We start from the raw sequence: 26,846 nt of genomic DNA, 5'->3' as shown, positions 1-26,846 counted from the left end.
GCCGCGCGGGCTTTTTACTGCACGGAGCCCCGCATGACAGACATTGCATCGATCTCCCTGCGCGTCGATACCGGCGACCTGCAGCGCGGCAACAGCGAGCTGGATAAATTCCAGAAAACCGCTGCAGGCGCCGCCGGCGCGGCTGACGGTTTCAATGCCTCAGGCAAAGAGACGGCCAAAGTATCAAAAGAGGTGGCGCACGAGGTCGAGGAAACGCACAAACGGGTAGCGGAATACAGCCGCCGCCTGCGCGAGACCCAGACCACGGCGACGGCATCGGGCCGGGCGCAGGACCAACTTACCGAATCCTACTTCCGCCAGATTGACCGGATCAAGCAGCTCGGCACCGGCACGCAGGAATTGCGCGCCATTCAGTCGCAGGTGCGCGCCGCCCGCGCCGCCGGCAATATCACGCAAAACGACTATCTGACGCTCACCAGCCACGCCGCGGAAAAGATGCGCGAGCTGACCAAAGCCGAAGAGGCATCGGCGGCCGCCCAATCGATTTTCATCCAAAAGCTGAAAGATAAGGTAGCGACACAGAGCCTTTCGCGGGAAGAGCTGCTGCGCTACCGTGCCGCGCAGTTGGGCGTTGGTTCGGCCGCTGATATTTACATCAAAAAGCTGTCCACCGCTGGCGACGCCACTCATAAATTCAGTTTGCAGACGTCGGCCGCCCGCCGGGAGCTGGGCGTTATGCTCGGAGAGCTGGCGCGCGGGAACCTGGGCGCCTTGCGTGGCTCCAGCATCACCCTGGCGAATCGTTCGGGATTGCTCGAACAGCTTATGTCACCGCAGATGCTGGCGGTGGGCGGAGTGCTTGGCGGCATTACTGCGGCGTTGTATGGCTTATACCATGTGTACGACGTAGCAGAACAACAAAGCCAGGCATTCAACAAAGCGGTGATCACTACCGGCGGCGCTTCCGGCCAGAGTTCCGCCAGCCTGAAAAACCTCGCGTATAACATTGGACAGGCTACGGGGAACTATAGCGACGCAGCTGAAGCGGTGACAAAGCTGGCGGCTAAGTCGGTATCTTCAGCTGTTGATTTCCGTCGTAGTGGGGAAGCAATCGTCAATTATTCCCGCTATAGCGGTGAAAGCATCGATTCACTGGTAGATCAGTTTGCACAGCTTTCCGACGATCCCCGCGGTGGTATCGAGGCGCTCAATAAAAAATACCATTTCCTGACGACGGCTACATATCAACAAATTTCGGCGCTTGTCGATCAGGGGAAACAAACTGATGCCGTTAGGATAGCGACAGATGCGCTCAGCGGTTCGATGGATAGCCGCGCACTGGAAATTAAGGAGAGCATGGGTACGCTGCCGCGCCTTTTTGACAGCATAGCCATGGCTGCGAAAAAGATGTGGGATGAGATCATGAGCATTGGCCGTGATCCGTCCCAAGCGGAGCAGATGGCGGCGGCGGAGTTGCGGTTAAAGTCTGCCCAAGAAATGGCCCGACGCCTTGAGTTGCAGGGTAAAGCCGTACCACAAAAATATACTGACATTATCCGCGAGTCTGAGGCTGAAATCGCTGGCATCAAAAAGGTGACGGCGGAGAAAGATAATCAGCGCAAAGTCGATGAGGATGGTATCAAGTCCCAGCAGACAATGAACCGGCTGGTGGAATGGGGGCAAACTCAGGCAGAAAAGCGCACCCGCGAGGAACGGGAGCTTAACAAGGCGATCGAGGCGAATCGTAAGGCACACGAAAAGGATGCCAGCGTCCAGTTATTTACCGGGGCGCAGATAGCCAAAGCGCGAGCTGGTATTGCTGAAAAATATAAAGACCCAAAAACACCGAAGGGACGCCAGTACACGGCGCCGGCCGGTGATCGTGCCGACGAGAAAGCGCAGGCCGATTTGTTGGCGCTCCAGGCACAGCTCAAAGTTCTGCAGGACCACCGCAGCATCAATGACACCATCAGCCAACAGCGCAAGGATTTGTGGGCGGAGCAGGCGAAATTTGCCGTACTGGAGCAGGCAGCCGATAAGAGGAAGCTGACTGCGCAAGAGCAATCTCTGCTATCCAGCAAAGATAGTGTGCTGGCGCAAAAGGAAAGATTGGCGGTTCTCGGCGACGAGATCGCCAAGCAGGAGCGGCTTAACAAACTTCAGGACGCTTCGTCCAAGTATGTCACCCAGATGAGCGAGAAGCGTCAGGCGCTGCGTGAAAGCGCCGGCTTGAGCGATCGGGATGCGCGGCGCCGCATGGAAGAGGCGCAGCTCGCGCAGGGGTGGCAGAATCAGGGCGGTAGCCTGCAAGATGACGGTTACAAGCGGCAGCTGCAGGCGGCACGTAATTTTTACGCCGAAGAGGACAAGCTGCGGGCCGACTGGAAGCAAGGCGCATTGAAAGGCTGGAGTGAATATTTGGACTCAGCGACCAACGTTTATTCCTCAGTCGCCAATGTCGCCAATGCTGCATTCACTGGGCTGAGCGATACGCTTACCAGTCTTGCGACAACTGGATCGGCCAACGTTAAAAGCTTCGGCGTCTCTATGCTGAAAATGGTGGTGGACGTCATCAACAAGTTGTTGGTGGCATACGCCGTTCAGGCTGCTATGGGGTGGATTGGTAGTTCGCTCAGTGCGCCATCTGGCGGCAATAATCCCGGCACAGTCCCAATGGGGCTACATTACGACGGTGGGTATACCGGCGACGGCGGCAAGTACGAGCCGAAAGGCATCGTGCACGGCGGTGAATTCGTGTTCACCAAAGAGGCTACGCGCAATATTGGTGTTGGCAATTTGTACGCCATGATGCACAGCGCCCAGGGTTACGCCGACGGCGGCTATGTTGGTAACGCGCCAATGCACGGGCTCACGGCGGCGGGAGGAAATTCGATCGTTGTTCATGCGCCGGTCACCATCACGCAGGAGAGCAGCAACGGCGGCGACGTCAGGGCAGCGAATACCGCGAACACAGCCCGGCAGCTGCAGGGGATTGTCCAGACCGAAATCACCGATCGCCTGAAGCGCGAGATGTCGCCGGGTGGGCTGCTTTACGCACCGCGGAGGTAACTTGATTTTGGGCGTCTAGTGCTAGATGCTAAAATAAATCAGCTAATTACCGATGGGCATTTGGACATGAAAAAATATATAAATGTTGGCTTGTTAGTTCTGACAACTTCGCTCTTAATTACCGGCTGTGATAGCGATAAAGATAAAGCGATAAAAGCGGCTGAGTCTAAAATAACCAGCCTGACAGATCTGGTCACCGGTTTAAAATTTTCGGATATGCAGTATTTGCCAAGTGATAATGGTACGTCCTGTGTTTTCGGGAGGTATCGGACGGATCAGTTGCGTGAAACCCGATTTGTTCTGGTAGTGGATAAGGATTTTAAAGTCGTTGGCCCCATTACTATTGAAGACCATCGCCATCCTGGTGTGCAGGACTTTATATGGGAAAATCCCTGCGGATAATCTATTAAACTTTTATCAAGTCGAAACCTCGCTTAGGCGAGGTTTTTTTATGCATGGAGAAAAGATGGCGACAGATACCTTTACCTGGCGAACGCAGGCACAGCCGACAGGCTCGGAGAATATGAGCGTGATCGCCGTTCAGTTTGGCGATGGCTATAAGCAGGTGGCCAGCAGCGGGCTGAATGCCACGGCCCAATCGTGGGCGTTGAGCCTGACCGACACAAAATCCAACGTTGTTACGATTCGCTCGTTCCTGCAAAAACACGTCATAACGTCGTTTTTCTGGGTAAACCCCTGGGGTGAGAAAAAGCTCTATCGGGTGAAAGCGGATTCGATTTCCTCGACGTTTCTCGCCGCCGAGGTGATCACCTTGTCATTCACCTTTGAAGAGGCCTTTGCACCATGAGTTTAACGCAGGATCTACAGTCGCTGGAGCCAGGGCAACTAATCCAGCTGGTTGAAGTCGACGGCACGGCCTTTGGTATGGACCGCGTGCTGCGCTTCCATGCGCACAATATACCGGCTGATGGCTGGGCATCGTTCGCCGCCGAAAACATGCCATCGATCATCTGGCAGGGCAACGAATACGACCCTCACCCGTATGAATTTAAAGGCGCAGAGTTGACGAGCACCGGAGCGCAGCCAACGCCGACGCTGTCGATTGGCAACATCGGAAACTATGTGACGTCCCTATGCCTGGCTTACGACGATATGGTTCAGGCGAAGGTGCGCATTCGAACGACGATGGCGAAGTATCTCGATGCTGCCAACTGGAAAGCCGGCAACTCCAGCGCGATGCCAACCGAAGAGCGCGTGCAGCTTTTCTACATCAACGCCAAAAAGGCCGAGACGCGCGCCCAGATCGACTTTGAGTTATGTACCCCATTCGATATCCAGAACCTGCAGTTGCCGACCCGGCAGATCACACCGGTTTGCACCTGGTGCATGCGTGGCTGGTATCGCACCGGTACCGGGTGCGACTACAACGGCAATCGTTATTTCAAGAAAGACGGCACTCCAACGGACGATCCTGCGCAGGATGTTTGTGGCGGCCGCCGGCGCGATTGCGAGGATCGTCACGGAAAAGGGAATCCACTGCCTTATGGGGGCTTTCCAGCGGCTAACCTGCAGGGGAAATAACGATGCGAGAAAAAATACTGGCGGCCATCCGTCAACATGTGGCCGCTGAATACCCGAACGAGGCTTGCGGGGTGATCATCGAGACGGGAAAGCAGCAGCGGTATATCCCCTGTAAAAACATTGCCGACAAGCCGACGGACTATTTCACGCTTTGCCCGCTTGACTATGCTGCTGCCGAAGAATTGGGCGAGGTGATCATGGTGGTTCACTCTCACCCTGATGTTGTGCAGCTCATTCCCTCGGAGTTCGACCGCATCCAGTGCGACCATTCCGGCGTGGAGTGGGGGATCATGTCCTGGCCGGACGGTGACTTTTGCACAATCTCGCCGCGGGGGGACCGCGCACTGGTTGGCCGGCGTTGGGTGCTGGGTTATGCCGACTGCTGGACGCTCATCATGGATTATTACCGCCAGCATCACGGCATCCTCTTGAAAAATTATTCGGTGCCGCGCGAATGGTGGATCGATGGGAAAGAAAACATCTATGACGACAACTGGCAGGCAGAGGGCTTTGTCGAAGTGTCTTCCGATGCTATCCAATCCGGCGACATGGTGATGATGCAGATCAGCGCGCCGGTAACCAACCATGCGGCGATTTACCTCGGCGACAACACCATCCTGCACCACAACTTCGGGAACCTGTCGGCGCGGGTACCGTACGGGAAATATTACCGCGATCGCACCGTGCGGGTGGTTCGACACAAGGAGCTATTGGATGCTTAAAAAAATCACGCTCAAGGGAGCTATGGGTAAAAAGTTCGGCCGGCATCATGAGTATGCGGTCGCGGATTTGCGCGAAGCGCTGCGCGCAATGTGCGCCACCATCCCAGGCTTTAAAAAATACATGTCCACGGCTCACATCGACGGGATCCGCTTTGCTTTTTTTAGCGGGCGGGAAAATATCGGCATCGAAGAATTCGACATGGCCAAAGGCGCCAATGAATTCGTGATCATGCCGATAATCGAGGGCGCCAAGCGTGGCGGTGTGCTGCAGGTGGTAATCGGTGCTGTGGCATTGGTGGCCGCGTTCTTCACTGCAGGTATGTCTATGGCTGCCTGGGGTGCGGCAATGACGGCCACGACGATATCAGCCACGTCAATTTTGACGGGCGTCGGCCTGAGTATGATGCTGGGCGGTGTGGTGCAGTTGCTTACGCCTCAGCCCAGCATGAACGTTGGTGCTTCCTCGAGCACCGACAACAAACCAAATTACGCTTTCGGCGCGCCGGTGAATACCGTGGCGATGGGGTACCCGGTACCGGTGCTTTACGGCGAACGGGAGATCGGCGGGGCTATCATCAGCGCCGGCATTTTCTCAAGCGACCAGCAGTAACTGCTTGTTAAACGGTTTATGGCTGCCTCCGGGCAGCTTTTTTTATGGGTGAAAAATGAGACTACTTGAAGGGCAAACGGTCATCAGTGGCCGCAAAGGTGGCGGTGGAAGCCCACACACTCCGGTAGAGCAGGCTGACGATCTGCTGTCGGTCGCCAAACTGAAAATGGTGATTGCGTTATCGGAAGGAGAAATCCAGGGCGATCTCACGGCGCAGCAAATTTTCCTGAACAATACCCCGCTGGCGGATGATGCCGGCAATTACAACTTTTCAAACGTGAAGTGGGAGTATCGCAAAGGGACGCAGGACCAGACCTATATCCAGGGCATGCCGGAGATCGACAACGAGATTTCGGCGAATATTGAAGTTAAAGCCGCGTCACCGTGGGTGCGGCAGTTCTCCAATCTGACGATCGATGCGGTGCGCATCAAGCTCAGCCTGCCTATCCAGTACCAGTACAAAGACAACGGCGACATGGTCGGGACGGTCACGCAATATGCTATCGATCTCTCAACAGACGGCAGCGCCTACCAAACCGTCGTTGATGGGAAATTTGATGGCAAGACCACCTCAGACTATCAGCGTGATCACCGCATCGACCTACCGCGGGCAACGTCTGGTTGGTCTATCCGGGTGCGCCGCATTTCGCCTGATTCGACGTCCAGCAAACTGATCAATGCCTTCAAAGTGTTCTCTTTTGCTGAGGTTATCGACAGTAAGATGCGTTACCCCAATACGGCGCTGCTTTATATCGAGCTCGATTCCAGCCAGTTTAACGGCAGCGTGCCGAAAACGACCTGCAAGCCGAAAGGCAAGTTGATCCGCGTGCCGGACAACTACAACCCGGTCACGAGAACCTATAGCGGGACGTGGACCGGTAATTTTAAGCTGGCCTACTCCAACAACCCGGCCTGGATTTTTTACGATCTGGTGCTGGATGAAATTTACGGCATGGGCGGCCGTGTTGACGCCAGTATGATAGATAAATGGCAGCTCTACAGCATCGCCGCATACTGCGATGAAATGGTGTCTAACGGCGCCGGCGGGAAAGAGCCGCGCTTTACCTGCAACGTGTTCATTCAGAACCAGCAGGATGCTTATACGGTACTCCGCGACCTGGCCGCCGTGTTCCGCGGCATCACCTTCTGGGGTAACGATCAGATCTACGTGAACGCCGATGTGCCGCAAAGCGACGTCGATTACGTGTATCACGTTTCAAACGTGGTTGACGGCGTATTCACCTATGCCGGTGGTTCGTATAAAAACCGGTTCAGCTCGTGCCAGGTGTCTTGGTCAGATCCGCTTAACCACTACTCGGACACCATCGAAGGCGTCTATGATTCCGAGCTGGTCGAGCGCTACCGCGTGAATCAGATGCAGCTGACGGCGATCGGTTGTACCTCGCAGAGCGAAGCGCACCGCCGGGGCCGGTGGGCTATTTTGTCCAATGCCAAAGACGGATCGATTTCCTTCAACGTGGGGCTGGATGGTTACATCCCGCTGCCGGCGGAAATCATCGGTGTGGCCGATCCTTTCCGTGCGGGCAGGGAGAATGGCGGCCGTATCAGCCAGGTCGGCGGCCGGAATATTTCCGTTGACCGTCCGGCAAATTATGCTGTTGGCGATCGCCTGGTGGTGAACCTGCCAGATGGTACCGCGCAGAGCCGCACAATCAGCGCTATTAGCGCCGACAAAAAGACGCTGACCGTTTCAACGGCTTATCGGCAAACACCTGTGCCAGGGGCGGTGTGGTGCATCGACAGTGACAAGCTGTCGATCCAGTATTTTCGCGTCACGTCTATTTCAGCAAACGATGATGGCACATTCACGATCGCCGGGGTGCAGCATGACCCCAACAAGTACCGCTATATCGATGACGGCGTGCGTATAGACCCACCGCCGATCTCAGTCACGCCGCCAAACGTCATGCCGGCGCCGAAGGGAATCGCTATCACCGAAGTTGACCATCAGGCGCAGGGGCTGACGGTAGCATCCATGCAGGTGACCTGGGAGCGGGTGGAGGGCGCCATCGACTATCTGGCGCAGTGGCGGAAGGATAAGGGTGACTGGGTAAACATCGGTCGCACCAGCGCGCAGGGGTTTACCGTTCAGGGGATCTACGCCGGGGTGTACGATGTCCGCGTGCGCGCCGTGAATGCGGTCGACGTGTCATCGCCCTGGGGTTATGCCGACTCGACCACGCTCAGCGGTAAAGTGGGTAAACCCGGCACGCCGGTGAACCTCATGGCCAGTGATAATGTCGTATGGGCCATCGATATCACCTGGGACTTTCCCTCCGGCGCAGGCGATACAGCCTACACCGAGATCGAGCAGGCAACTACCGCCGACGGTCAGAACCCTCTGTTGCTGGCGAACGTTCCCTATCCTGGGGTGAGCTATCAGCACGGCCCTATGCCGGCGGGCGTGCGCCGTTGGTACCGTGCGCGGCTGGTTGACCGGATCGGAAATAAGGGGGATTGGACGCCGTTTGTTGCGGGTATGTCGAATGTAGATGCTGACGACCTGATCGGCTCGGTGGTTGATGATTACCTCAATTCCGAGGACGGCAAGGCGCTGCTGGAGCCGCTGAAAACCAGCCCAGAGGCTATTTTGCAAAGCGTGCTGGCGGAATACGGCACCGCTAACCAACAATGGGCCAACTATGGCGAAAACCGGGCCGGGATAATTCAGGCACAGAAGGTGGCCGCTGATGCTCAAAGCTCAGTTGCGCAGCTGGAAACCGACGTCACCGCCAAATTCAACGATCAGGAAGCCGCCATACAGGAGAAAATGACGGCCTACGCAGACGCTTCCGGCCCTTCGGCGATCTGGACGTTGAAAACCGGCGTTAAGTACAACGGAACGAATTACGACGCCGGCCTGGCGGTGGCCGTGACCGTCAACGGCACGCAGGTTGACACGCGCGTTGCCGTCAATGCTAACCAGTTCGTGGTTATCAGCGGTAGCAGCGGCAGCTATTACTCGCCGTTCATTATCAAGGATGGACAGGTGCTTATCAGTCAGGGCTTTATCGGCAAGGGCTGGATAGAAAACGCGATGATTGGCGATTATATCCAGTCGAATGATTATGTGGCTGGAAGGCAAGGATGGAGGCTTGATAAGAGTGGCGTCTTTGAAAATAACGGGACGGGTAGCGGCGGAAGAATGATCCAAAGAAATAATTCAATCAGGCTATATGATGGCAATGGAGTGCTGCGTGTAGCTATAGGCGAATATTAAGGAGAACATGTGGCGTGGGGTTTTCAAACGTGGGATATGAACGGCACTCCGAATAATACAGGCATTGTTAAGGTTTTCACAATTGGGACAATTAGAGTTGAGCAAAATCAAAAATCTGGTAGCTGGAATTTCAATGTCCCAAGTGGGTATAGAATAGACTTTATGAGCCTTCAAGATGGGATAGGTTTTACTCAAGAAAGGAGAGGGCTAAGAGTTGTTAGCAATAACACCATAGAAATGTTTGATGCAAATGGTGTCTGGGGCGGTGGTACTGCCCCTGCATACTCTGGTTGGGTTATTATTTATCTTGTGAAGGTGTGATTATGTCATGGGGAGCGTTATTTGTAGATAACGATGGGGTGCCGTGGGCTACGCCAGATAGCACGCCGATGAGCCTGGTTAAAAAATATCGCATAGATCGCGCTGGAGCAGGAAATGATCAGCTCGATGTTGATTTTACTAAGCCAGTTGTTTTGGCAATGGTGGCAAATACAAACGGAGTTATCGCCTCTGTATCCAGATCTGCGAGTGGTGGGGCATCTGTCACATCTAAGTTAATAATTGGCAATGGTCCATATGCCATAGATGTTTACGCTTTCTCGACACAATTTCAACCAGCGGTAAAATTTGGAATTAACATATTTGATGCGCAGGGCCGATGCATTCAAACTAATGAAACTAAAGTTATGCCTGCACCGCGGCGGCTTGGCGAGCCTGGGAGCGATGGAGCCGGTTACAATGTGAGAGAAGCCTTGGCGGGCAGATGGGCGATAATACCAGCGACTACAGGTTACATTACGGCTGTTATTGGTCATCAACAACCAAGGCCGTTCCAGCAACCAATATCGAGCTTTTCAGCTTTTGATGGGAGCAATACATCAGTTTATTCCGGCGCATGGGACACTCCCGGCGGTGAAGCGCACAATATAACTTATTACAACACAAAGGATTCAGTGTACGTAATAGATGTATCTGGCTATTGATTGCCGATATGATCGACTAGGCCAATTGATGTTGATGATATTGATCGTTGCAAACGATCGTTGGTTAAGGCTATCGATGATAGGATATGGATATCACAGCAAGGGAGATAATAAAGGGATGAAAAGATTAGCTGTTTTATTATTGGTATCAGCATCTATCACTGGCTGCGCAGGCATTTTGGAAAAGCAAGACCCTATTTGCCATGGGACGGCCATTATCGCTGGGCAGGAGACATCAGTTCCTATCTATGGCGTTCGCAAGCAGGTTGAACAGACACAATATAGAGCTGGTGGACCGTTCGGTTGGCGTTGGGTTAACAAAACCAACTTCACTCGCACGACCTGCGATAAATAAAAGTCACTCAACACCAAGCAACCCGGCCACTGCGCCGGGTTTTTTGTTGCCAAAATTCAGGAGAACACCATGCCAGCAGGCACCATTACCCTTAAAAACAACTCGGCAGCGGTTACCGGCAGCGGTACAGCGTTCAGCACAGAACTCAAGGCCAACGACTTCATTGTGGTGACAGTTGGCCAGACCGTTTATACCCTCGGTGTTAAGTCGGTGGAATCGAACACGGCGCTAACCCTGGTGCGTAATTTCGATGGCCCATCTGCTAGCGGTCTGGCATGGACTCCAATCCCCTATGGGGCGATGGTCACGATTACAGCGCAGACGCACGCCTACACCACAGAGGCGATACGTGGGCTGCTGCTGGATAGGAAAAACTGGCAGCAAGTATTCAGCGGCACCGGAAACATTACGGTGATATTGCCTGATGGCAGCACTTACACCGGCCCGGCCTGGAATAGCTTTACTACGGCATTGGAAAATAAAGCCGCTAAAGGGGTAAACAACGATATAACTCAGCTGAAGGCTTTGAACACGGCTATCACCGTTGCCCAAGGTGGTACGGGTGCAAAAGACGCAGCTGGCGCGCGAACAGGTCTTGGCCTGGGGAATTCGTCAACGAGAAATATAGGCTCTGCGGCCGGAACTGTTGCAGCTGGTGATGATGCTCGTTTGAATACTGTAGGCGGTAAATCTGGCGGGCAGCTTACCGGCGGTCTGGGGGTGTTGAACGGGGTTAATAATGTAAACCTTTCCTTACAGGGAACATATTTATTATGGAATGAGCAACCGGGGACTGGGGTAAGTTCATTGGTTAATAATCCCGGCGATGGCCTTGGCGGGTTTTGGATTAGACTTTTAAATAAATCGAATGCAGCAGAGAAGGCGCGTTTCACTTTCAACCCTGACGGCACAATGATTGTGCCCAGTGGTGTTTATTCTTTAAATGGGCGGGTACGTTCATTTACGGGGTTAGGCGCGGGCTATGTTGAGATTTTTGTCGATGGTGTTCCTAAGGGTATAAACTTCTTTGATTCAGACGAAACAATCAAAGAGAAAATTAATCCAGTGGAACCGGGTGCCGCTTCGGCTGTTATACGTAAAATTCGCCCGGTGTCATACAAATTTAAAGATACTACTTATGACGGCGGGGTAACTATAGGTGCTACGCATGATTTCGGTGTGATTGCACAGGAAATAGAGAAGATATTACCTAATGGTGTTACGACATTATCCGATGGAAAAAAATCTCTTAATCCACTTGAGCTTTTTGGCCTTTTATTGACAGCGAATAAGGAAATGCTGGAAAGAATAGATCGCCAGGATGAATTAATTAAATCACTCATGGAGAAATAAAATATGGCATTAATTAGCGATATCCTCCGCGGACCTTATGGCGACCCGCAACCTAACGTAATTATTACCATGCGCGCCAAGGAGACGAGCGCGCGTGTCTTGGTGAGCAATTCATCTGCAGCCACTACTGCCGCAGACGGAAAATACTCCATGCAGGTTTTCCCTGGTGAATATGAAGTCTTGGTATCCACCCTGGGAAAAGTTGGCGAAATTCGCGTATATCCCGACTCCAAAGATGGAACTCTTAACGATTTCCTAATTACACCAGGCGAGGATGAATTAACCCCTGAAATTGTACAAACTGTCGAGACAATGAGGGTAGAGGCGGCAAAGTCTGCTGCAGCCGCGAAAATCAGTGAAAATAATGCGGCGGCCACTTTAGCAAATGCAGCAAAGAGTGGTGCTAACTCTGATATTACGTCTTTATCTGGCCTGAAAACTGCGCTTAGTATCTCGCAGGGTGGAACAGGGGCAAAAACCAGTCAAGAGGCGGCACAAGGAATTTTACTTGGCAGTTGCTATGATAGATTTACTTCCGGGTATGTTAGTAATGGAGCCTGGATGAAAATCACAGTTAAATTTGCAGATACTTCGAATGGTAAAACAATTGGATTTATCATTATAGGTGGGTCGTTATTTAACGGAAATCCGCTACAGCAAGGCGTTCAGTTCGTCACTATTAAAACAGGTAACACGAATAAAGATGGCTTTAGTAATGCTGTTATTCATACGCTTTTTGGTGCAAATAATCGAACAATTAAAGAAGCGAAGTTGAACACGTTAGCTGATGGGCTTACTGTTGAGCTTTATTGCCGAGTAGACCAGTACTCGAGTGATACCGGCGCAATCCTGTTGCCAAGCCGACACGCCAATATTAGCGATGTCTCATTTTCGAATGTGCAGGTGTTGCCAGCGAATATTCCCGCGACTGCATCCGATGCCCGCGTGCTGTTTGTCGATGCCTGGACTAATCAGAATACGACAACTGACTCCAACGGTTTTGTTAAGAAAGCCTCTCCGATCGTGAAGCTTTTCCGTGATGGCGCCTCTGAACTTAACAACGAAAGCCTGGGTGTGACTACTGAGCGCGTGAGCGAGGGGGTTTACCGGGTTTCCGGCACGCTCGGGTTTAATGCAGATGCGCAGTGGGGCGGCACGGATGGCGGTATCGAGGTTCCTCTCGACCGCAACAAGCAGCCGCTGATCTGGGTTGATTACGAGGTAGAGCCGACCGGTGACCTGCTGATCAAAACCTATCACAGAACGCACCCGGCGGCGCCGGCGTTCGCCCGCAATGACGTTCTTGGTTATGACGAGGGGATGCCGATCGACATCCCTGAGGGGCGCTGGGTGGATCTGCGTGTTGAGATGCCGGTGGTCGATGAACCAGGAACGGAAGAAGAAGCCACAGCATAAAGCAGGAAAACACGCCGGAGACAATCCGGCGTATACTTTCTTCCTTTATCGATCAGCGATCTATCATTTCTGCGGTGAAACGAACTTCACATCGGTTTTTTTTTACGCTTATACTGTGTATGTATACAGTATTTGTTGTGAGGTAAAAACCATGGGAATGATGCCAAAATTTGCCAGCCCGGCAGCAGACTACGTTGAGTGCCGCTTGAGCCTTGACGAGATCTGCATTTCAAAGCCGAGCGCTACTTATCTGCTCCGCGCCGCCGGCCAGGCGATGGCGGTCGGTATCCACGCTGACGCGTTGCTTGTTGTCGATTCGTCGGCGACGCCGGTACACGGCAGCATTATCGTAGCTGCGGAGGAAGGCGCGCATGTGTTGCGCCGACTTCGTCTTTACCCGTATCGCGCGCTTGAGTTTCTCGATGGCTCCGGCCGGGAAACTGAACTCGGTAACGAAGACTCGGAAGAAGGGATCGAGGTGTTCGGCGTGGTGATGTACTGCGTGAATGATATGCGGTCGTGCGAGTGGGATGATCTGCCGGTTATTTGATGACCGGTCATGTTTTCTGCTCTTATGATGATTTGGGAGAGGTGTGTAGGATTTTGCTGTATAAAATCGCTCGAACTTTTCCCGAATCGAATCGAGATTCTTGATAACTATTTGAATGCAAAAGACGGTTAACGAAGGTGTTTTTGATGGATTTATAATCCATGCCTGAGTTATCTATATGAAAATATTGGGTTTATTAATTTGCGTTCGATTAAAGGAATCGTATTCGGTCTTTTTTTGAGTTGTTGATTCTAAAGGATTTATTTTCGTTTGTCCGAAATATGTCCGAATTTTGATATTCGGTCTTTTACAGCATCACGTACTCTTTCCCCCTCGTTTTGAGATATTTCAGCGTCATCATTTCCGTTGTATGTCCCAGCAGCTTTTGAGCAAATGCCTTGTCGTTCTGCTTTTCGTACAGGCGGCCGGACAGGCTTCGGATCTCGTGGAACGTCGGCGGGCTTTCCTGAAATTCCAAACCTGATGCTTTCCGCGCGGCGATAAACTTTTTCGTTAGCCCGTTGGGATGGATTGAGTTACTCCTATGTTCCGATAGGTTGGTAATCTGCTGGTAGGTGGCTTATCATTGCGTCAATAACTAAAGGAAATGACATGTCTCAGCGCAATGATATTATTGACTTTTTTAGAGGTGTAGCGGTTATGCTCGTTACCGCCTTTCACCTTTTCCTATGGTCCGGTTCTTTAGGCCGACCGCTACCATTCGGCTTCGATGTGATGGGGCTTTTTGGTAACGGGTGGATCGGCGTTGGAATGTTTTTTGTAATTTCAGGCTATTGTATGGCTGGGTCAAGTGGAAAAGCATTTTCAAGTGGCTTTTCAGCAAAGAAGTATGGCATCTATTTTTTAAAAAGATACTTGCGGATAGCTATTCCATTTTACATATCAATCGCGGTTTGGTTTGTTCTAATTCGAGGTTTTGGCATTGCAACAAAACCTACAGGGGTCTTTGATGTAATATCCCATGCTTTATTTATTCACAATTTTTCAGAAAAGACATTTTTCTCAATTAGTGGGGTTTATTGGTCGCTCGCTGTTGAGATGCAGTTTTATTTAATTCTCCCTGCTCTGGTTGTTTTATTCACCACTGTTTTGGGAAGGGTTGTTTTGTTGGTCAGTGTGTTTGCTGTTAGTATTTTGATTAATGTTTACAGTGAGAATCAATTGTTAACATGGGGCATTCCATCTTACCTTTCACTTTTCGTTTTGGGGTGGCTTTGCGCCATATATCAAAACAGAATAGGTTCATTTATAAGAAAATTGAAAGCTCAATGGATATTGATCGCGTTATTTGTATTGCTTCTTTTCTACAAAGGGCATGGCTTTAATAACAAGATTAAACTATATGAAGTGTTGATTTCATCGGTTTTTGCATTGTTAATGGTATCACTTATTAATCGGTTCTCAGGAAAGCGTGTGCCGCACGTTGTGCGCAGTGTGGCATTTGTAGGGAAGTGCTCGTTTTCTATTTATTTGTATAACTATATTTTCTGGGCGCTAGACAGAACCGACTTAACCCCGGTTAAGTTGTTTATGGCTTTTGCTTTCGTGATAGGGTTTGGCATTTTAATGTATCTAGCCGTTGAAAGGCAGTCAGAGAAACTAAGGAAAAAAACCATAAGAAAAGCAGAGGTTAAACTTGCAGTGCAATAAATAAAAAATCAATGTAAGCCCTGGGTAATTCGGGGCTTTTTTATCCGCGCCCCAATTAAAACAACCATTTCATAATCTGAATTATCTCGGGGAATCATCTATGTCATCTGAAGGATTGCCCGTTGATGGCGTCGTTGGCAAAAACATTATGCTGGGAGCCTGCAGTACGCAACAAGCAACAGACGAAGCAAAGAGTAGCTAGTCTGCAGATAGCGCTGCTCAGTCGACTGATGCCGCGTTTAAGTTTAGTCGTGAGGCGAAAGTAGCAGCAGTGAAGTATCTGACGATGCAGATCGCGCTGAGGGGGCCGCAGAAATGCTAAGAACATCGCGGACGCCAATACCTACTTTTGAGCTCCTCTCTGATTTAGCACTGCACTGATTTTGGGATAGGGTCAATGGTTATCAGGAATCCGCATTAGGACTAGTACGGCAATGGGGACGGTCAACTGTAACCACGGATGCACAGGAACCTTAGCATCACATCACCAGGAAATAATTCTCGTAATGGTGTATTTGGGGACGAGCGAACTTTGGATAGACAGGCCATGCTAGTAATGGTGATGTGTTGCTAACACCTCGATAAATGTGACGCTTGAAGTATTTTGAAGTTGACATTTGGTTATCTATCATTAAATTATTGGCTCTCAAATTTAAGTTAAAAGGATGTCTAACAATGACAAAGGGGTATGTGTCTTTTTTATCAATTATTCCGTTTATGGTGGCTAATTATGCATATGCATTTTCTATGGCAGATGTTGGCGACATTATTAATAAAGAGATAATTGCCGCCAATGGCAAGAAAATTACTATCAAAGCCAATGAACCGGGTGAGATTAAATCTACAATAAAGCTTGGTGTTGGGCAAGCAATTGAGTTTTCGCCAGGCGTGTGGACTTGCAGTGCGTCACCTTGCATTGTAATTGATAATGCATCCCAGGTTATCGGTTCTGGAATCTATCGAACTCAGTTGAAATTATCCTCGGCTTCTTCTGGGCCTATTATTCAAAGTGCTGACTATGAAAAACTATCAAGCCTGAGCGAAAAAAATGCATTGAAAATTGCATCGCCATTAGATGGTGATAGAAAAAGCCTCCCTGGTGTTAAATACATAAAAATAAAAGACATTACTATTGATGGTGGTGATGGAAAAAAAGCCAGCGTTAATGGTGTTGAAATATATGGTTTATGGTTCTGGCTTGAAGATGTATCAATCGAGCGGTTCTCTGGAGATGCATTAGTTACTCAATTTATTCCAAGCGGTTCTGTTCATCCAGATGAAAATGATGCAATGGAGTCTTACTTTACTCGAGTAAAATTAATTAGCAATAAAGGTAATGGATGGACGATGCGAGGACCGCATGATTCGATCGTTTCTGGGATGATTGCTGCTAACAATGGAGGGTGGGGGATTGATGTTCTGCATAAGGAGGGCTTTTATAGCGGCGGAGGTCTAATGCTTACTAATACCCATCTATATGCTAACGGTAATGGCATGAGGACTGAGTCAGGGGCAAATATTCTTGCTTATGGGATTGAAAGTGAGGCCAATAAAGGTGTAGGTTTGCTGCTGCGTTCTAATGATTCTATCGTACAAGGAACATTTTATGCCAACAGAACTTATGGTGTTCAAATAGGTGATGATGAGTCTTATTCTGGTGTTAATAACCTCAATCTTCAACTCCATAACAATAAAATAGCACAACTCAAATGGGGGAATAACGCAGGCCATAATATGATTAATGCTGTTGTATTTCCTAATGACTCTAGCCAGAGGTACTTTGAGGGGAGCCCCTCAAATACTGACTATGTGGCAACGTCTGGGCCCAACGCTGTTCAGCAGTTCCCCGGTGGGATTTCGATGGATAGCGATCGGAACACGTATGGGATAAAAGAATCCATAAAATAACCTTCCCTCCTATTAATTTACTATTGATTTAATCATTCACCCCGGAGAATTCGGGGTTTTTTGTATTTTTATAGAGATGTGTTCATTCTTTTGTACATATAGGTATCGTATTCGGTTTTTGTTTGTGATTGATTTATAAGTAAATTCCTCTTAACCCTCCAGCAACAATTCCCCGCTCCTCTTTCGAATCACAGCCTCCAACCCGATCTCCATCCCCACCCGCACATATCGCTAATTTAGCCGCACCAAAAGTCATTACGTCATCTATGGCGCTGATAAGCTCCGGTCATTGCACCCATCACCGGTTAAACGAGAGTTACATTATGTGGAATATCAAGACATTAGGCGTTGTAAAAGGAAACCTACGTTGAACGATCGGTTGAGTCGGTTGAAGAGGGCGTTGCCCGGCTATCTCGAGGCGTGGCGTGAGGGGGCTTTACCCTCTGACTGGGGGCAGATGGTCAACCCCGAAGTGGTTGCCGCCCTGTTGGCGGAGTGGGAGGCGCTAAGCGAATTGGCGTCGCTGTTCGAAACCGCGACTGAAACCCCAACCGAGCCCGCCGCGTTTTGGCGGGCGCGTGCCGAGCAGATGGCGCAGCGCAATCGCGAACTCAGTGCCCAACTGGCGACGCCAATCCGTTTGCCCGGCGCGCGGGTCGCCTTTTTTGGCTATGTGAAAACGGCGGTGATGGACGCCAGGCAGGTGAAGGCGGCGATTCGCGATGCCGGTTTTCTCATCGATACTGATGATATAAACGACAACGTACCGTCATGACCGCTGTCCTGTAACGTATGAGAATAAGCGCGAGCGAATAATGTCGCTCCTGCGATACGCAGCAAGGTTCAATTCATCCAGTCAATTTGTTAGGATCGCCCGACCTACATGACTATTGGTGCAGTACATTGAAAATTAAAGCGTTGTTATTTGTTGCGTTGGCCGCACTGGCCGGCTGCAGCCAGGAGGGAACCTCGATGAATCAGCCCGCAAACGAGAAAGGCGGCCAAACGGAAGTGTTGCTGGTGAACAGCGCGCTGGTGGACTGCGTGGGCGTCGGCCCGATGAAGTGCATGCAGGTACGCCGCTCCGCGCAGCAGCCGTGGGAGTTGTTCTATACCGGCATCGAGGGTTTCACTTTCGAACCGGGCTATCAATATCGGCTGAAAGTGCTTGTTACCCCTGTGGAGAACGTGCCGGCCGATGCCTCATCGCTGCGTTATACGCTGATTGAGCAGCTGGAAAAGAACAAGGCGTAATGGATCTACCTTGTCACCACCAAATGGCGTTTCATTTGGTGGTGACGACTTCAGGAAAGTTTGTCTTTTTTCTTTCTTCTGGAGGATTCGAAAGTGGCGAAGGCATGTGCAAGAGCAAACCCCAACGCACAGTAGCGTAGAGGCCAATTTTCTTTGGTCCATGTTTCAGAGTCAGCAATAAACATCGCGTTGCCGTTGGCAAAAAGGGTAAATTGCCAGCAAAGGATTAAAAAACATATCGTAACCAGAACGACATAACCCTTGGAACCCAGAGGCGGTCTGAAGCCGTATTTCACGGTCAGACAGGCCGCGGCAGCGAGAGTAGAAAGAATATAATATAAAGTTGGTTCCATCACTGTTCCTGGTGATTTTATCTTCCCTGATATTCGACCGAAAAACAGCCACACCATAACGCAACGCCAGAAGCATGATCAACTTTTGCTGATTTAAGAGGGAAGGCTTGAACGCGCTGAGGGTGCGAAGCGTGGCGCGTGGAGGCATCACGATGCGGAGTTGGGCAACCCTGATCCCTCGACTAAACTGGTCTGTTCACTGCGCTTGTTTTCGCACTTTCTTAAGTATATCGAGAAAATCAGGTATATTGTCCTTCGGTTTTTAGCTACCAAGAAAAAATTACTATGATTATCAAACCTAAAATTCGTGGTTTTATCTGCACCACCGCTCACCCGGCAGGCTGTGAAGCCAACGTCCGTGAGCAAATCGCCTACGTTAAGTCGCGCGGCGAACTGAAAAACGGGCCTAAAAAGGTGCTGGTCATTGGTGCATCCACCGGTTACGGTCTGGCCTCGCGCATCAATGCCGCTTTCGGCAGCGGTGCGGCCACCATCGGCGTATTTTTCGAGAAGCCTGGCAGCGAAGGCAAAACCGGTTCCGCCGGTTGGTACAACTCCGCCGGTTTCGACAAGGCAGCTAAAGAAGAAGGCCTGTACGCGAAAAGCATCAACGGCGACGCATTCTCCAACGAGTGCCGTCAAACCGTGATCGACCTGATCAAAAAAGACCTGGGTCAGGTTGACCTGGTGGTTTACTCGCTGGCTTCGCCGGTGCGCAAAATGCCGGAAACCGGCGAAGTGGTGCGTTCCGCACTGAAGCCGATCGGCGAGCCGTACAAATCTGTCGCGCTGGACACCAACAAAGACGTGCTGGTTGAAGCCGTGGTCGAGCCGGCCAACGAGCAAGAAATCGCCGACACCGTGAAGGTGATGGGCGGCCAGGACTGGCAGCTGTGGATGGACGCGCTGGACGAAGCGGGCGTGCTGGCGGATAACGCGCAGTCTGTCGCTTACTCCTACATCGGTACCGATTTGACCTGGCCAATCTACTGGCACGGCACGCTGGGCAAGGCGAAAGAAGATCTGGATCGCGCGGCGCAGGCCATCAACCAGAAGCTGCAGGCCAAAGGCGGCGCGGCTTACGTTGCGGTGCTCAAGTCGGTAGTGACTCAGGCTTCCTCTGCCATTCCGGTGATGCCGCTGTATATCTCCATCGTGTTCAAAATCATGAAGGAGCAGGGCATTCACGAAGGCTGCATCGAGCAGATCCAGCGTCTGTTCGCGACCAAGCTGTACAGCGGTGCGGCGCCGGACACCGACGAGAAACACCGTCTGCGCCTGGATGACTGGGAACTGCGCGACGCCGTGCAGGAAACCTGCCGTGACATCTGGCAGCAGCTGAACGACAGCAACATCAACGAACTGACCGATTACCAGGGCTACAAGGCGGAATTCCTGCGCCTGTTCGGCTTTGGTCTGCAGGGCGTTGACTACGACGCCGATCTGAGCGGCGAAGCCAACTTCGATGTGATCGAGCTGGTCTAAGCGCGTCGAGCTGTCAAACAAGGTCGGGTTAGCCCGGCCTTTTTTATTGTCCGCGCGTTGGCGACCACCGCCTGACTCATCAGTCCACTTGATCATTGACAGCAATAAATTATCGTTTTACGATAATTTATTGCTGTTGATTAAGGGATAGAAAATTATGGGCGCTGCGCCAAGGATCCATCTGCCGCTGTATGTGCGTTGTCTGTGTTTGCTCATTATGGCGATGCTGATCGTCAGCACCGGCGTTGAGATGTTCATCATCGTGCGGGACTGGCTGCAAGGCGTAGCCTATCGCGATATCGTCGCCTCTTACCGGGAATATTACCCGGAGCTGCTTGCCTACGCGATCCCGCAGCAACGCTGGGCGCTGTTCGCCACGCTGGTTATCGACATGCTCGGTTATTTGCCCTATTACAGCGCGCTGCTGTGCGGCGCCGGGCTGTTTTATCAATTTTTCCGCGGCAACGTGTGGCATCGCAACAATATGGTGCTGTTGCAGATCATCGGCATCTTGCTGATCGTCGATGTGTTGTTCCCGTCGTTAGCCGGTCTGCTGCAGGTGATGGTATTGACCGCCGATGAAAAAATGCTGTTTATCCTTTATTATGGCGTCAATAGCGAGTCGGTGCGCTCGCTGATCGTAGGCTGCGCAATCCTGGTATTTAGCCGGGTATTTCTGGAAGCGTTGCGGCTGAATGAAGAACAGCTTTCTTTCGTGTGAGAATAGAGTGGCAATAATCGTAAGTCTTGATGTCATGTTGGCCAAAAGGAAGATGCGTTCAAAGGAGCTGGCGGAGCAGGTGGGGATCACTGAGCAAAACCTGTCTCTGTTGAAAAACGGCAAGGTCAAGGGAGTCAGGCTGGAAACGCTGGACAAGATCTGCCGCATTCTCGACTGCCAGCCTGGCGATCTGTTGGCCTGGCAGCCGGACGGCGAAGAGTAAGATCCCAGCGCACTCGGAAGTGCGCTGAACCTGTTGGCCCATTTCTGCGATTAGCGTTATCTTATTGAGCGATATTTGTTTTATTCAGGTTAATTAAAATAACGGGTGATTAACACCGGCGTATTCTTTTTGTCGCAGGCGATGGCATGCGGCGAGCGTTATTAAACTAAATAAACTCATTTTTCATTTACCGTCACTGCCAATGGCGTTATTTTAAGGGGAATAGTATGACACGGCGTAATTATCTTCTGGCATTGTGTCTGGTATTAAACGGATGCAGTGCCATTTACCCCACTGTTTCATCCTCATCCTCCTCCACTCACTGGGGGAATTGGGGAGCACCGCAGCCCGCAACGCGAGAACAAAAACAGCGTATTATCGCCGGCGAATCCGCCGCTTCCGTGCTGAATGAAGGCCGGGTCGGTATCGGCGGTACGCTGGACTGGTCGAAAATAGGGGAGCGCTAATCACCACTCTTTATTCGGCGTGGCGCCAGACGTTATCTCAGAGATATTGTGGAACGGTTTATTATTAATTCGCTACTCTGTTTTTCCGATGCGTTATTTATCTTTAAACGATGAATCTCTGCTTGTTGAGTTTATATCGACATACCCAGACATCATTACAGGAGTTTTCAATGGCAAAGCGTATTGTCGCCATGTTGATAATGTCGTTGTTGAGTCTGCAAGCAAATGCGGCCCGCTACGATCGGCAATGCGAGGGAATTTCTCCCGTGCTGTTTCAGAAGAAATTGAAAGAGCTGGCGCATGGCCTGCGACAAGAGATGGCGGTGCCGAGTCCACCCACGGAGAACGAGGCTGAAACCTTGGCGCGTCTGGTCGAATGCGATGCCGAAAACGCGAAAACGCCGGCGACGGGAGGGCAACATGCGCCAGATCCCGCAGAGCCTCATGTGTCTTCACTCAATGGCTGTTGAACGGTTCTCTGCGTCATTTTTCGTGGTGCCCCCAGTCGGCTTATTCATGGAGCTTGTGTATTGAAACTACCCTCGTTAATCGCTGCGGCGCTGGCACTGTTGGCCTCATTTTGCAGTCAGGCGTTCATCGATCGTCATTCCTCGCCCGGCGCCTCGACGGAAAGTTCTTCGGCGGTGGGATGCCCGGCGCGGCTGGATGGCTTGTTGCAGCATATTTGGTTGACTGAACAGATTCAGGCGGAGCGCATGCAGCTGGCGCGGCTGCGTGCGGAGCGGGAAGCGTTGGAAATGCGGTTGCAAACGCAGAAAACGGCGAGACGTTCTGCGCAGGGGCACCAGAGCGCCCGATCGGCCTGTGAACAGGGAGCCGATATTGTCCGCTGCCTGTCGCTGCGTCTGCGGCGGACGTCCCTGATGGGGCCGCATCGGCCGTTTGTCGGCGCATATTGCCGGGCCTGGCTGAATGGTCGACCGCTGAATTGCTAAAGATGAGAACAGGGATTTGTCAGGAGTTTATCGATGAAAATGATAGTGTTGGCCGGCATGGCCTTGTGTTGCGCCAGCTTCGCGCAGGCGCGGGTGGATCTGGAATACCATGCGGCGGCGCCGAAGGACAGTAAGATCACCGAGGAGTACCAGAAAAAGCGCGACGCATTGCGTCACAAGGTGTGGAATGTCGATAACCTGACGCAGGTCAACGAGCAGGCGATTGCACGGGAACAGCAGCGCGAGGCAGCAGAGGCCGCCGAGCGGCAGCAGCGGAACCTGGAACAGCAGGAGAAAAAGCAGCGTTGCCTGCGCAGACACTCGAAAGATCCTCACCCCGAGGCGAAGTGTTACATGCACAACTTCTAGCCTTCAACGTCCGGGCGCTTTCTGCGCCCGGCGTCGTTTAGGCCGGGCGGCAATGCTCTTTCAGCATGGCGATCGCGTCCGGTTTCAACTGATACAGATAGACCGGTCGGCCGGTGGCGCCGTACAGAATACGGGTGCCGAGAATGCCGCTCTCCGCCAGATAGATGAGGTACTTGCGGCAGGACACCCGCGAAATGCCGATGGCGTTGGCCAGGTTGTCGGTGGAGAATTCGCTGTCGTGCTGCTGTTCGATCCACTCGCACACCGTGCTCAGGGTGATGCTGGTCAGCCCCTTCGGCAGTTTCTTGCTCTCCTGGCCGCCGGGCTGGCGGCGCAGCAGGCTGTCGACGTCGGCCTGCGAAAACTCGCGCTGCGCCAAGAGCTGCGACTGTTGCCGGTAGTGGCTCAGCGCCTCCTTGAAGCGGCTGAACTGGAACGGCTTGATCAGGTAATCCACCACGCCGTAGTGCAGCGCTTTTTGCACCGTGTTCACGTCGCTGGCGGAGGAGATGATGATCACATCGGTCTTCTCGCCGAGCTCGCGCAGGCCGGGCAGCAGATCCAGCCCGTTCTCCTGCTGCATGTAGATATCCAGCAACACCAGATCGATGCTGACGCTGGCATCGGCCAGCAGGGCGCGCGCCTGGCTCAGAGTGGCGACCGTCGCCTGGCAGTGAAAACCGCCGACCTGGCTCAGGTAGTATTTGTTTAGCTCTGCCACCATCGGGTCGTCGTCGACAATCAGTACGTTAATCATGGGCTCTGCTCTTGGCCTGATAGGGAAGGTGCACGAAAAATTGGGTCAGCTCGCCCGGTTCGGATTCGAAATCGATGCTGCCGCCCAGTTTCTCCAGATGGCTGCGGATCAGCGCCAGGCCGATGCCGCGTCCCGTTCCCTTGGTGGAAAATCCGTGTTCGAAGATGCGCGCGCCGATCGCCGGATCGATGCCGGGGCCGTCGTCGCTGACGATACAGTGTAATTGATCGTCGTGGTGATGGAAGCTCAGGCCGATCTCGTGGCCCTCAACGCCGTCGATGGCGTCGATGGCGTTTTCGATCAGATTGCCGAGCACGCTGATCAGCACGTGCGTGGTTTCCGCGTCGTCGGTTTCCGGCAGCAGGCTGGTCTCCTCGATGGTCAGCTCAACGCCGGCTTCGTGGGCGCGGCTGATCTTGCCGATGAAGAAGCCCGCCACTTCCGGCGAGTGAATTTTGCGCAGCAGCGCGCCGATCTCTTCCTGGTAGTTGCTGGCGGTATTGATGATGTAGTTTTCCAACTGCTGATAAGCCTTCATGTGCAGCATGCCGAGTATCACGTGCAGCTTGTTCATAAATTCGTGCGACTGCACCCGCAGCGCATCGGCGTAGTGTGCCATGCCGCTCAGGCGCTGCAGCAGGCGGCTGACCTCGGTCTTGTCGCGGAAGGTGGCGATGGCGCCGGTCACCTGACCATTGACGATCACCGGCACGGTATTGGTCAGCAGTTCGCTGCCGTTGAAGCTGATCTGCCGATCGCGCAGCGGCTTGCCGCTGGCCAGCACTTCCGCCAGATGCAGCTGCGCCGGCCAATGTTTGCTGGCGGCTTCCAGCAGCAGGTTTTCCACCGGGCCGCTTTGGCGCAGCAGGCGCTTGGCCTCGTCGTTGACGATGGTGATGCGGGATTCATTATCGACCGCGATCACGCCTTCTTTAATCGATTGCAGCATGGCGTTGCGCTGTTCGAACAGGTTGGAGATTTCGTAAGGCTCGAAACCCAGCATGATGCGCTTGAGCGCGGAGACCAGGAAGAAGGTGCCCAGGCTGCCGACCAGCGCGGCGAAGGCGATGGTCCAATAGATGATCCAGCGGCTTTCCGCCACTACCCGCTGCACGGTGTCCAGCGCGATGCCGAGCGCCACCACGCCGATTTGCTGTTTCTGTGCGTCATACACCGGCACGAACACCCGCAGCGCCGGGGCCAGCGTGCCGCGGTTGATGGCGCTGTTGACGTTGCCCTGCAGCGCCGGCGCCAGATCTTCGCCGATAAAATGCTTGCCGATCAGCCAGGGTTTGGGGTGCGAATAGCGGATGCCCTGCATATCCACTACCACCACGAACAGCAGCTCGTTTTGATGGCGCACCTGCTCGGCGAAGCGCTGAATGGCGCCGCTTTGATCGCGCCGCTGCAGGCCGTCAACCACCGTGCTGGAGAGCGCCAGCGTATTGGCGACGGCGATGGCTTTCTGCTGCAGCTGATCTTGCCCCTCGCGGCTCATCTGCACGAAAAACAGCGCGAACACCACCAGCAGCACCGAAGCGATGATGGCGGACACCATCAGCGTGATGGCGGTGCTCAGCTTGAGCGGCACCCGTTGTTTTGGCATGGCGGTTCTCCGAATGGCGATATCACGGCGTATTCTAGCGAGGAATGAGGCAAGCTGCAGTTACCGGCAGCAGGTTATAGCATGCTGCCGGGTCGCGAAGGGGTTATTTTAGTTACAAAAGCGGGTCACTGCTGGTGGTAGATCTCCAGCGCCTGTTGGCCGCTGGCCCCCTGATGGATGATCGCCATCAGGGCGCGCACCACCTGCGACGGATTGCTGTGTTGATAGACATTGCGGCCATAGACCATGCCGGAGGCGCCCTGGGCCATCAGCGCGGCGGATTTCTCCAGCACCGGCCCCAGCTCCCCTTTACCGCCGCCGCGCACCAGCGTCGGGCAGCGCGCCGCTTCCACCACGCGGTGGAAGTCTTCCACCCGTTCGGTCGGGTCAGCCTTGATGATGTCGGCGCCCAGCTCGCGCGCCAGCCGCACCAGCGGCACGATCTTCTCCACGTCACCCAGTGAACCGTAGGCGGCGCCCTGGCCGACCGGTGCCATCACCAGCGGTTCGATCATCAGCGGCATGGCGTAGCGATCGCAGGCGTGGCGCAGGCGGCCGATGTTCTCCACGCACTGGCGGAAAATACCGGGCTCATCCGGGATCATATACAGATTGACCACCACCGCGGCGGCGTCCATTTGCAGCGCCGCCAGGATCGGCGCCTCCGGGTTGTGCAGCACCGCCCACATTTCGCGGTGGCGCGCGGCGTTATAGGCGTTGCCGACGTCGGTGCGCATCACCAGCGCCGGTTTTTCGCGCTGCGGCGCGCGCTGCAGCAGATCCGCCTGACCGTAGTTGACCTGAATGGCGTCGGGGCGCGCGGCGATCAGGTTGCCCATCACTCGTTCGATATCTTCCAGGCCGATCAAGAAATCCGGTTCGTTAGCGATGCCGTGATCGATCGCCACATCCAGGCATTTGCCGTTATTGAACAGGCGGTTCATCCGCACCTTACTGCTGAGCTGCATGTCAGGTCCTCCTGAGATAGGGATATGTCCATTATTGCCGAGTAAGGATGGTCGGGAAACGCGGAAACCGCAAACTGCGTGGCCGCTCGCAGTTTTTGCCGGCGCACGAAAGGGGAACGCTTGCCGGCGGCTTGCATTTCATTTGTTAGATCCGTGTCATGTTTTTGTTAATAAGCCATTCCAAAATGCATGTTTCGCTTGTTTGGGTTAAAAAGTTTCAATAACCTCAATTATGAAATAAATATTTAAAAGCGCGCTAAAGACGCCGTTTGTTATGCCAGGGGTTTATTTCAATTGATTGTTTTT

At 52.7% G+C, this 26,846-nt stretch carries 28 protein-coding genes and 1 pseudogene; 24 read left to right on the top strand and 5 right to left on the bottom strand.

Annotation, left to right across the window (positions count from 1 at the left end; translation table 11 throughout):
* Positions 1-33 precede the first annotated feature (33 nt).
* From FHU12_RS11525 to FHU12_RS11465, 13 genes are all read left to right on the top strand, one after another.
* On the top strand, positions 34-3,030 hold the full coding sequence (locus FHU12_RS11525) for a phage tail tape measure protein (protein ID WP_141969434.1): 2,997 nt from the start codon (positions 34-36) through the stop codon (positions 3,028-3,030).
* 66 nt (positions 3,031-3,096) lie between these two features.
* Positions 3,097-3,432, top strand: a complete 336-nt coding sequence (locus FHU12_RS11520) for a hypothetical protein (protein WP_141969432.1) — start codon at positions 3,097-3,099, stop codon at positions 3,430-3,432.
* A 64-nt stretch (positions 3,433-3,496) separates the two neighbouring features.
* Complete coding sequence (locus tag FHU12_RS11515) at positions 3,497-3,838, top strand: phage tail protein (protein ID WP_141969430.1); 342 nt, start codon at positions 3,497-3,499, stop codon at positions 3,836-3,838.
* Positions 3,835-4,572 carry a phage minor tail protein L gene (locus tag FHU12_RS11510; protein WP_141969428.1) on the top strand — a complete coding sequence of 246 codons (738 nt, stop codon included), beginning with the start codon at positions 3,835-3,837 and terminating at the stop codon, positions 4,570-4,572. Before FHU12_RS11515 ends, FHU12_RS11510 begins: the two co-directional genes overlap by 4 nt.
* Before the next feature lie 2 nt (positions 4,573-4,574).
* Positions 4,575-5,294, top strand: a complete 720-nt coding sequence (locus tag FHU12_RS11505) for a C40 family peptidase (protein WP_141969425.1) — start codon at positions 4,575-4,577, stop codon at positions 5,292-5,294.
* Positions 5,287-5,904, top strand: a complete 618-nt coding sequence (locus FHU12_RS11500; RefSeq protein WP_141969423.1) for a tail assembly protein — start codon at positions 5,287-5,289, stop codon at positions 5,902-5,904. The genes FHU12_RS11505 and FHU12_RS11500 overlap by 8 nt, the downstream gene beginning before the upstream one ends.
* 55 nt (positions 5,905-5,959) lie before the next feature.
* Positions 5,960-9,145 (top strand): TipJ family phage tail tip protein, encoded by a 3,186-nt coding sequence (locus tag FHU12_RS11495; protein ID WP_141969421.1) that lies wholly within the window; start codon positions 5,960-5,962, stop codon positions 9,143-9,145.
* A 9-nt stretch (positions 9,146-9,154) separates the two neighbouring features.
* Entirely contained in the window at positions 9,155-9,466 is a 312-nt protein-coding gene (locus FHU12_RS11490; protein WP_121553939.1) for a hypothetical protein, read from the top strand.
* Positions 9,467-9,468: 2 nt separating this feature from the next.
* Entirely contained in the window at positions 9,469-10,128 is a 660-nt protein-coding gene (locus FHU12_RS11485) for a hypothetical protein (RefSeq protein WP_141969419.1), read from the top strand.
* Between the two features lie 118 nt (positions 10,129-10,246).
* A complete protein-coding gene (cor, locus tag FHU12_RS11480) occupies positions 10,247-10,483 on the top strand; it encodes a phage exclusion lipoprotein Cor (protein WP_141969418.1) in 237 nt (78 codons plus the stop codon).
* A 69-nt stretch (positions 10,484-10,552) separates the two neighbouring features.
* The gene (locus tag FHU12_RS11475; RefSeq protein WP_141969416.1) at positions 10,553-11,836 is read left to right on the top strand and encodes a tail fiber domain-containing protein; all 1,284 of its coding nucleotides are present in this window, start codon (positions 10,553-10,555) and stop codon (positions 11,834-11,836) included.
* A gap of 3 nt (positions 11,837-11,839) precedes the next feature.
* Complete coding sequence (locus tag FHU12_RS11470) at positions 11,840-13,252, top strand: phage tail fiber protein (protein WP_141969415.1); 1,413 nt, start codon at positions 11,840-11,842, stop codon at positions 13,250-13,252.
* Positions 13,218-13,802: a HumD family translesion DNA polymerase gene (locus tag FHU12_RS11465; protein WP_242528693.1), complete on the top strand. Its 585-nt coding sequence runs from the start codon at positions 13,218-13,220 to the stop codon at positions 13,800-13,802. The genes FHU12_RS11470 and FHU12_RS11465 overlap by 35 nt, the downstream gene beginning before the upstream one ends.
* 307 nt (positions 13,803-14,109) lie before the next feature.
* Here the strand turns inward: FHU12_RS11465 and FHU12_RS11460 are convergent.
* A pseudogene (locus FHU12_RS11460) lies at positions 14,110-14,337 on the bottom strand (tyrosine-type recombinase/integrase); the annotation flags it as partial.
* Between the two features lie 77 nt (positions 14,338-14,414).
* On the opposite strand from FHU12_RS11460, the gene FHU12_RS11455 reads away from it, so the two are divergent.
* From FHU12_RS11455 to FHU12_RS11440, 4 genes are all read left to right on the top strand, one after another.
* Complete coding sequence (locus FHU12_RS11455) at positions 14,415-15,473, top strand: acyltransferase family protein (RefSeq protein ID WP_141969413.1); 1,059 nt, start codon at positions 14,415-14,417, stop codon at positions 15,471-15,473.
* A 675-nt stretch (positions 15,474-16,148) separates the two neighbouring features.
* Positions 16,149-17,381, top strand: coding sequence for a hypothetical protein (locus tag FHU12_RS11450; RefSeq protein WP_141969411.1), 1,233 nt, complete (start codon positions 16,149-16,151; stop codon positions 17,379-17,381).
* Between the two features lie 367 nt (positions 17,382-17,748).
* A complete protein-coding gene (locus FHU12_RS11445) occupies positions 17,749-18,156 on the top strand; it encodes a hypothetical protein (RefSeq protein WP_141969409.1) in 408 nt (135 codons plus the stop codon).
* A gap of 128 nt (positions 18,157-18,284) precedes the next feature.
* Entirely contained in the window at positions 18,285-18,635 is a 351-nt protein-coding gene (locus tag FHU12_RS11440) for a DUF4377 domain-containing protein (protein WP_025302454.1), read from the top strand.
* 50 nt (positions 18,636-18,685) lie between these two features.
* Here FHU12_RS11440 and FHU12_RS11435 read toward each other — a convergent pair whose 3' ends face one another.
* Positions 18,686-18,988: a hypothetical protein gene (locus tag FHU12_RS11435; protein ID WP_141969408.1), complete on the bottom strand. Its 303-nt coding sequence runs from the start codon at positions 18,986-18,988 to the stop codon at positions 18,686-18,688.
* Positions 18,989-19,273: 285 nt separating this feature from the next.
* On the opposite strand from FHU12_RS11435, the gene fabV reads away from it, so the two are divergent.
* The 7 genes from fabV (at position 19,274) to FHU12_RS11400 (ending at position 23,209) form a co-directional block, all read left to right on the top strand.
* Entirely contained in the window at positions 19,274-20,473 is a 1,200-nt protein-coding gene (gene fabV / locus FHU12_RS11430) for an enoyl-ACP reductase FabV (RefSeq protein WP_141969406.1), read from the top strand.
* 157 nt (positions 20,474-20,630) lie between these two features.
* Positions 20,631-21,194 carry a DUF2975 domain-containing protein gene (locus FHU12_RS11425; protein WP_033642723.1) on the top strand — a complete coding sequence of 188 codons (564 nt, stop codon included), beginning with the start codon at positions 20,631-20,633 and terminating at the stop codon, positions 21,192-21,194.
* 7 nt (positions 21,195-21,201) lie between these two features.
* Positions 21,202-21,417, top strand: a complete 216-nt coding sequence (locus FHU12_RS11420) for a helix-turn-helix domain-containing protein (RefSeq protein WP_025302459.1) — start codon at positions 21,202-21,204, stop codon at positions 21,415-21,417.
* Between the two features lie 227 nt (positions 21,418-21,644).
* Positions 21,645-21,884: a hypothetical protein gene (locus FHU12_RS11415; protein ID WP_141969404.1), complete on the top strand. Its 240-nt coding sequence runs from the start codon at positions 21,645-21,647 to the stop codon at positions 21,882-21,884.
* A 170-nt stretch (positions 21,885-22,054) separates the two neighbouring features.
* Positions 22,055-22,354, top strand: coding sequence for a hypothetical protein (locus FHU12_RS11410; RefSeq protein WP_141969402.1), 300 nt, complete (start codon positions 22,055-22,057; stop codon positions 22,352-22,354).
* Positions 22,355-22,414: 60 nt separating this feature from the next.
* Complete coding sequence (locus tag FHU12_RS11405; protein ID WP_141969400.1) at positions 22,415-22,840, top strand: hypothetical protein; 426 nt, start codon at positions 22,415-22,417, stop codon at positions 22,838-22,840.
* Positions 22,841-22,873: 33 nt separating this feature from the next.
* Positions 22,874-23,209 (top strand): hypothetical protein, encoded by a 336-nt coding sequence (locus FHU12_RS11400; protein ID WP_060432885.1) that lies wholly within the window; start codon positions 22,874-22,876, stop codon positions 23,207-23,209.
* A gap of 37 nt (positions 23,210-23,246) precedes the next feature.
* Here FHU12_RS11400 and dcuR read toward each other — a convergent pair whose 3' ends face one another.
* The 3 genes from dcuR to FHU12_RS11385 all read right to left on the bottom strand — a co-directional run bounded on the left by dcuR (position 23,247) and on the right by FHU12_RS11385 (position 26,540).
* On the bottom strand, positions 23,247-23,966 hold the full coding sequence (gene dcuR / locus FHU12_RS11395) for a two-component system response regulator DcuR (protein ID WP_004940959.1): 720 nt from the start codon (positions 23,964-23,966) through the stop codon (positions 23,247-23,249).
* Positions 23,959-25,572 (bottom strand): sensor histidine kinase, encoded by a 1,614-nt coding sequence (locus FHU12_RS11390; protein ID WP_141969399.1) that lies wholly within the window; start codon positions 25,570-25,572, stop codon positions 23,959-23,961. Before FHU12_RS11390 ends, dcuR begins: the two co-directional genes overlap by 8 nt.
* 125 nt (positions 25,573-25,697) lie before the next feature.
* The gene (locus tag FHU12_RS11385; protein ID WP_141969397.1) at positions 25,698-26,540 is read right to left on the bottom strand and encodes a class I fructose-bisphosphate aldolase; all 843 of its coding nucleotides are present in this window, start codon (positions 26,538-26,540) and stop codon (positions 25,698-25,700) included.
* Positions 26,541-26,846: the final 306 nt, after the last annotated feature.

Source organism: Serratia marcescens (assembly GCF_006715005.1).
GTDB classification, from domain to species: domain Bacteria; phylum Pseudomonadota; class Gammaproteobacteria; order Enterobacterales; family Enterobacteriaceae; genus Serratia; species Serratia montpellierensis.
The sequence above is the reverse complement of the archived record's forward strand: the minus strand, read 5'-3'. Positions and strand labels throughout refer to the sequence as shown.

Coding starts and splice junctions, on each gene's coding strand:
- FHU12_RS11525 (WP_141969434.1), top strand. CDS start 34: ATGACAGACATTGCATCGATCTCCCTGCGCGTCGATACCGGCGACCTG.
- FHU12_RS11520 (WP_141969432.1), top strand. CDS start 3,097: ATGAAAAAATATATAAATGTTGGCTTGTTAGTTCTGACAACTTCGCTC.
- FHU12_RS11515 (WP_141969430.1), top strand. CDS start 3,497: ATGGCGACAGATACCTTTACCTGGCGAACGCAGGCACAGCCGACAGGC.
- FHU12_RS11510 (WP_141969428.1), top strand. CDS start 3,835: ATGAGTTTAACGCAGGATCTACAGTCGCTGGAGCCAGGGCAACTAATC.
- FHU12_RS11505 (WP_141969425.1), top strand. CDS start 4,575: ATGCGAGAAAAAATACTGGCGGCCATCCGTCAACATGTGGCCGCTGAA.
- FHU12_RS11500 (WP_141969423.1), top strand. CDS start 5,287: ATGCTTAAAAAAATCACGCTCAAGGGAGCTATGGGTAAAAAGTTCGGC.
- FHU12_RS11495 (WP_141969421.1), top strand. CDS start 5,960: ATGAGACTACTTGAAGGGCAAACGGTCATCAGTGGCCGCAAAGGTGGC.
- FHU12_RS11485 (WP_141969419.1), top strand. CDS start 9,469: ATGTCATGGGGAGCGTTATTTGTAGATAACGATGGGGTGCCGTGGGCT.
- cor (WP_141969418.1), top strand. CDS start 10,247: ATGAAAAGATTAGCTGTTTTATTATTGGTATCAGCATCTATCACTGGC.
- FHU12_RS11475 (WP_141969416.1), top strand. CDS start 10,553: ATGCCAGCAGGCACCATTACCCTTAAAAACAACTCGGCAGCGGTTACC.
- FHU12_RS11470 (WP_141969415.1), top strand. CDS start 11,840: ATGGCATTAATTAGCGATATCCTCCGCGGACCTTATGGCGACCCGCAA.
- FHU12_RS11465 (WP_242528693.1), top strand. CDS start 13,218: ATGAACCAGGAACGGAAGAAGAAGCCACAGCATAAAGCAGGAAAACAC.
- FHU12_RS11455 (WP_141969413.1), top strand. CDS start 14,415: ATGTCTCAGCGCAATGATATTATTGACTTTTTTAGAGGTGTAGCGGTT.
- FHU12_RS11450 (WP_141969411.1), top strand. CDS start 16,149: ATGACAAAGGGGTATGTGTCTTTTTTATCAATTATTCCGTTTATGGTG.
- FHU12_RS11435 (WP_141969408.1), bottom strand. CDS start 18,988: ATGGAACCAACTTTATATTATATTCTTTCTACTCTCGCTGCCGCGGCC.
- fabV (WP_141969406.1), top strand. CDS start 19,274: ATGATTATCAAACCTAAAATTCGTGGTTTTATCTGCACCACCGCTCAC.
- FHU12_RS11425 (WP_033642723.1), top strand. CDS start 20,631: ATGGGCGCTGCGCCAAGGATCCATCTGCCGCTGTATGTGCGTTGTCTG.
- FHU12_RS11415 (WP_141969404.1), top strand. CDS start 21,645: ATGACACGGCGTAATTATCTTCTGGCATTGTGTCTGGTATTAAACGGA.
- FHU12_RS11410 (WP_141969402.1), top strand. CDS start 22,055: ATGGCAAAGCGTATTGTCGCCATGTTGATAATGTCGTTGTTGAGTCTG.
- FHU12_RS11400 (WP_060432885.1), top strand. CDS start 22,874: ATGAAAATGATAGTGTTGGCCGGCATGGCCTTGTGTTGCGCCAGCTTC.
- dcuR (WP_004940959.1), bottom strand. CDS start 23,966: ATGATTAACGTACTGATTGTCGACGACGACCCGATGGTGGCAGAGCTA.
- FHU12_RS11390 (WP_141969399.1), bottom strand. CDS start 25,572: ATGCCAAAACAACGGGTGCCGCTCAAGCTGAGCACCGCCATCACGCTG.
- FHU12_RS11385 (WP_141969397.1), bottom strand. CDS start 26,540: ATGCAGCTCAGCAGTAAGGTGCGGATGAACCGCCTGTTCAATAACGGC.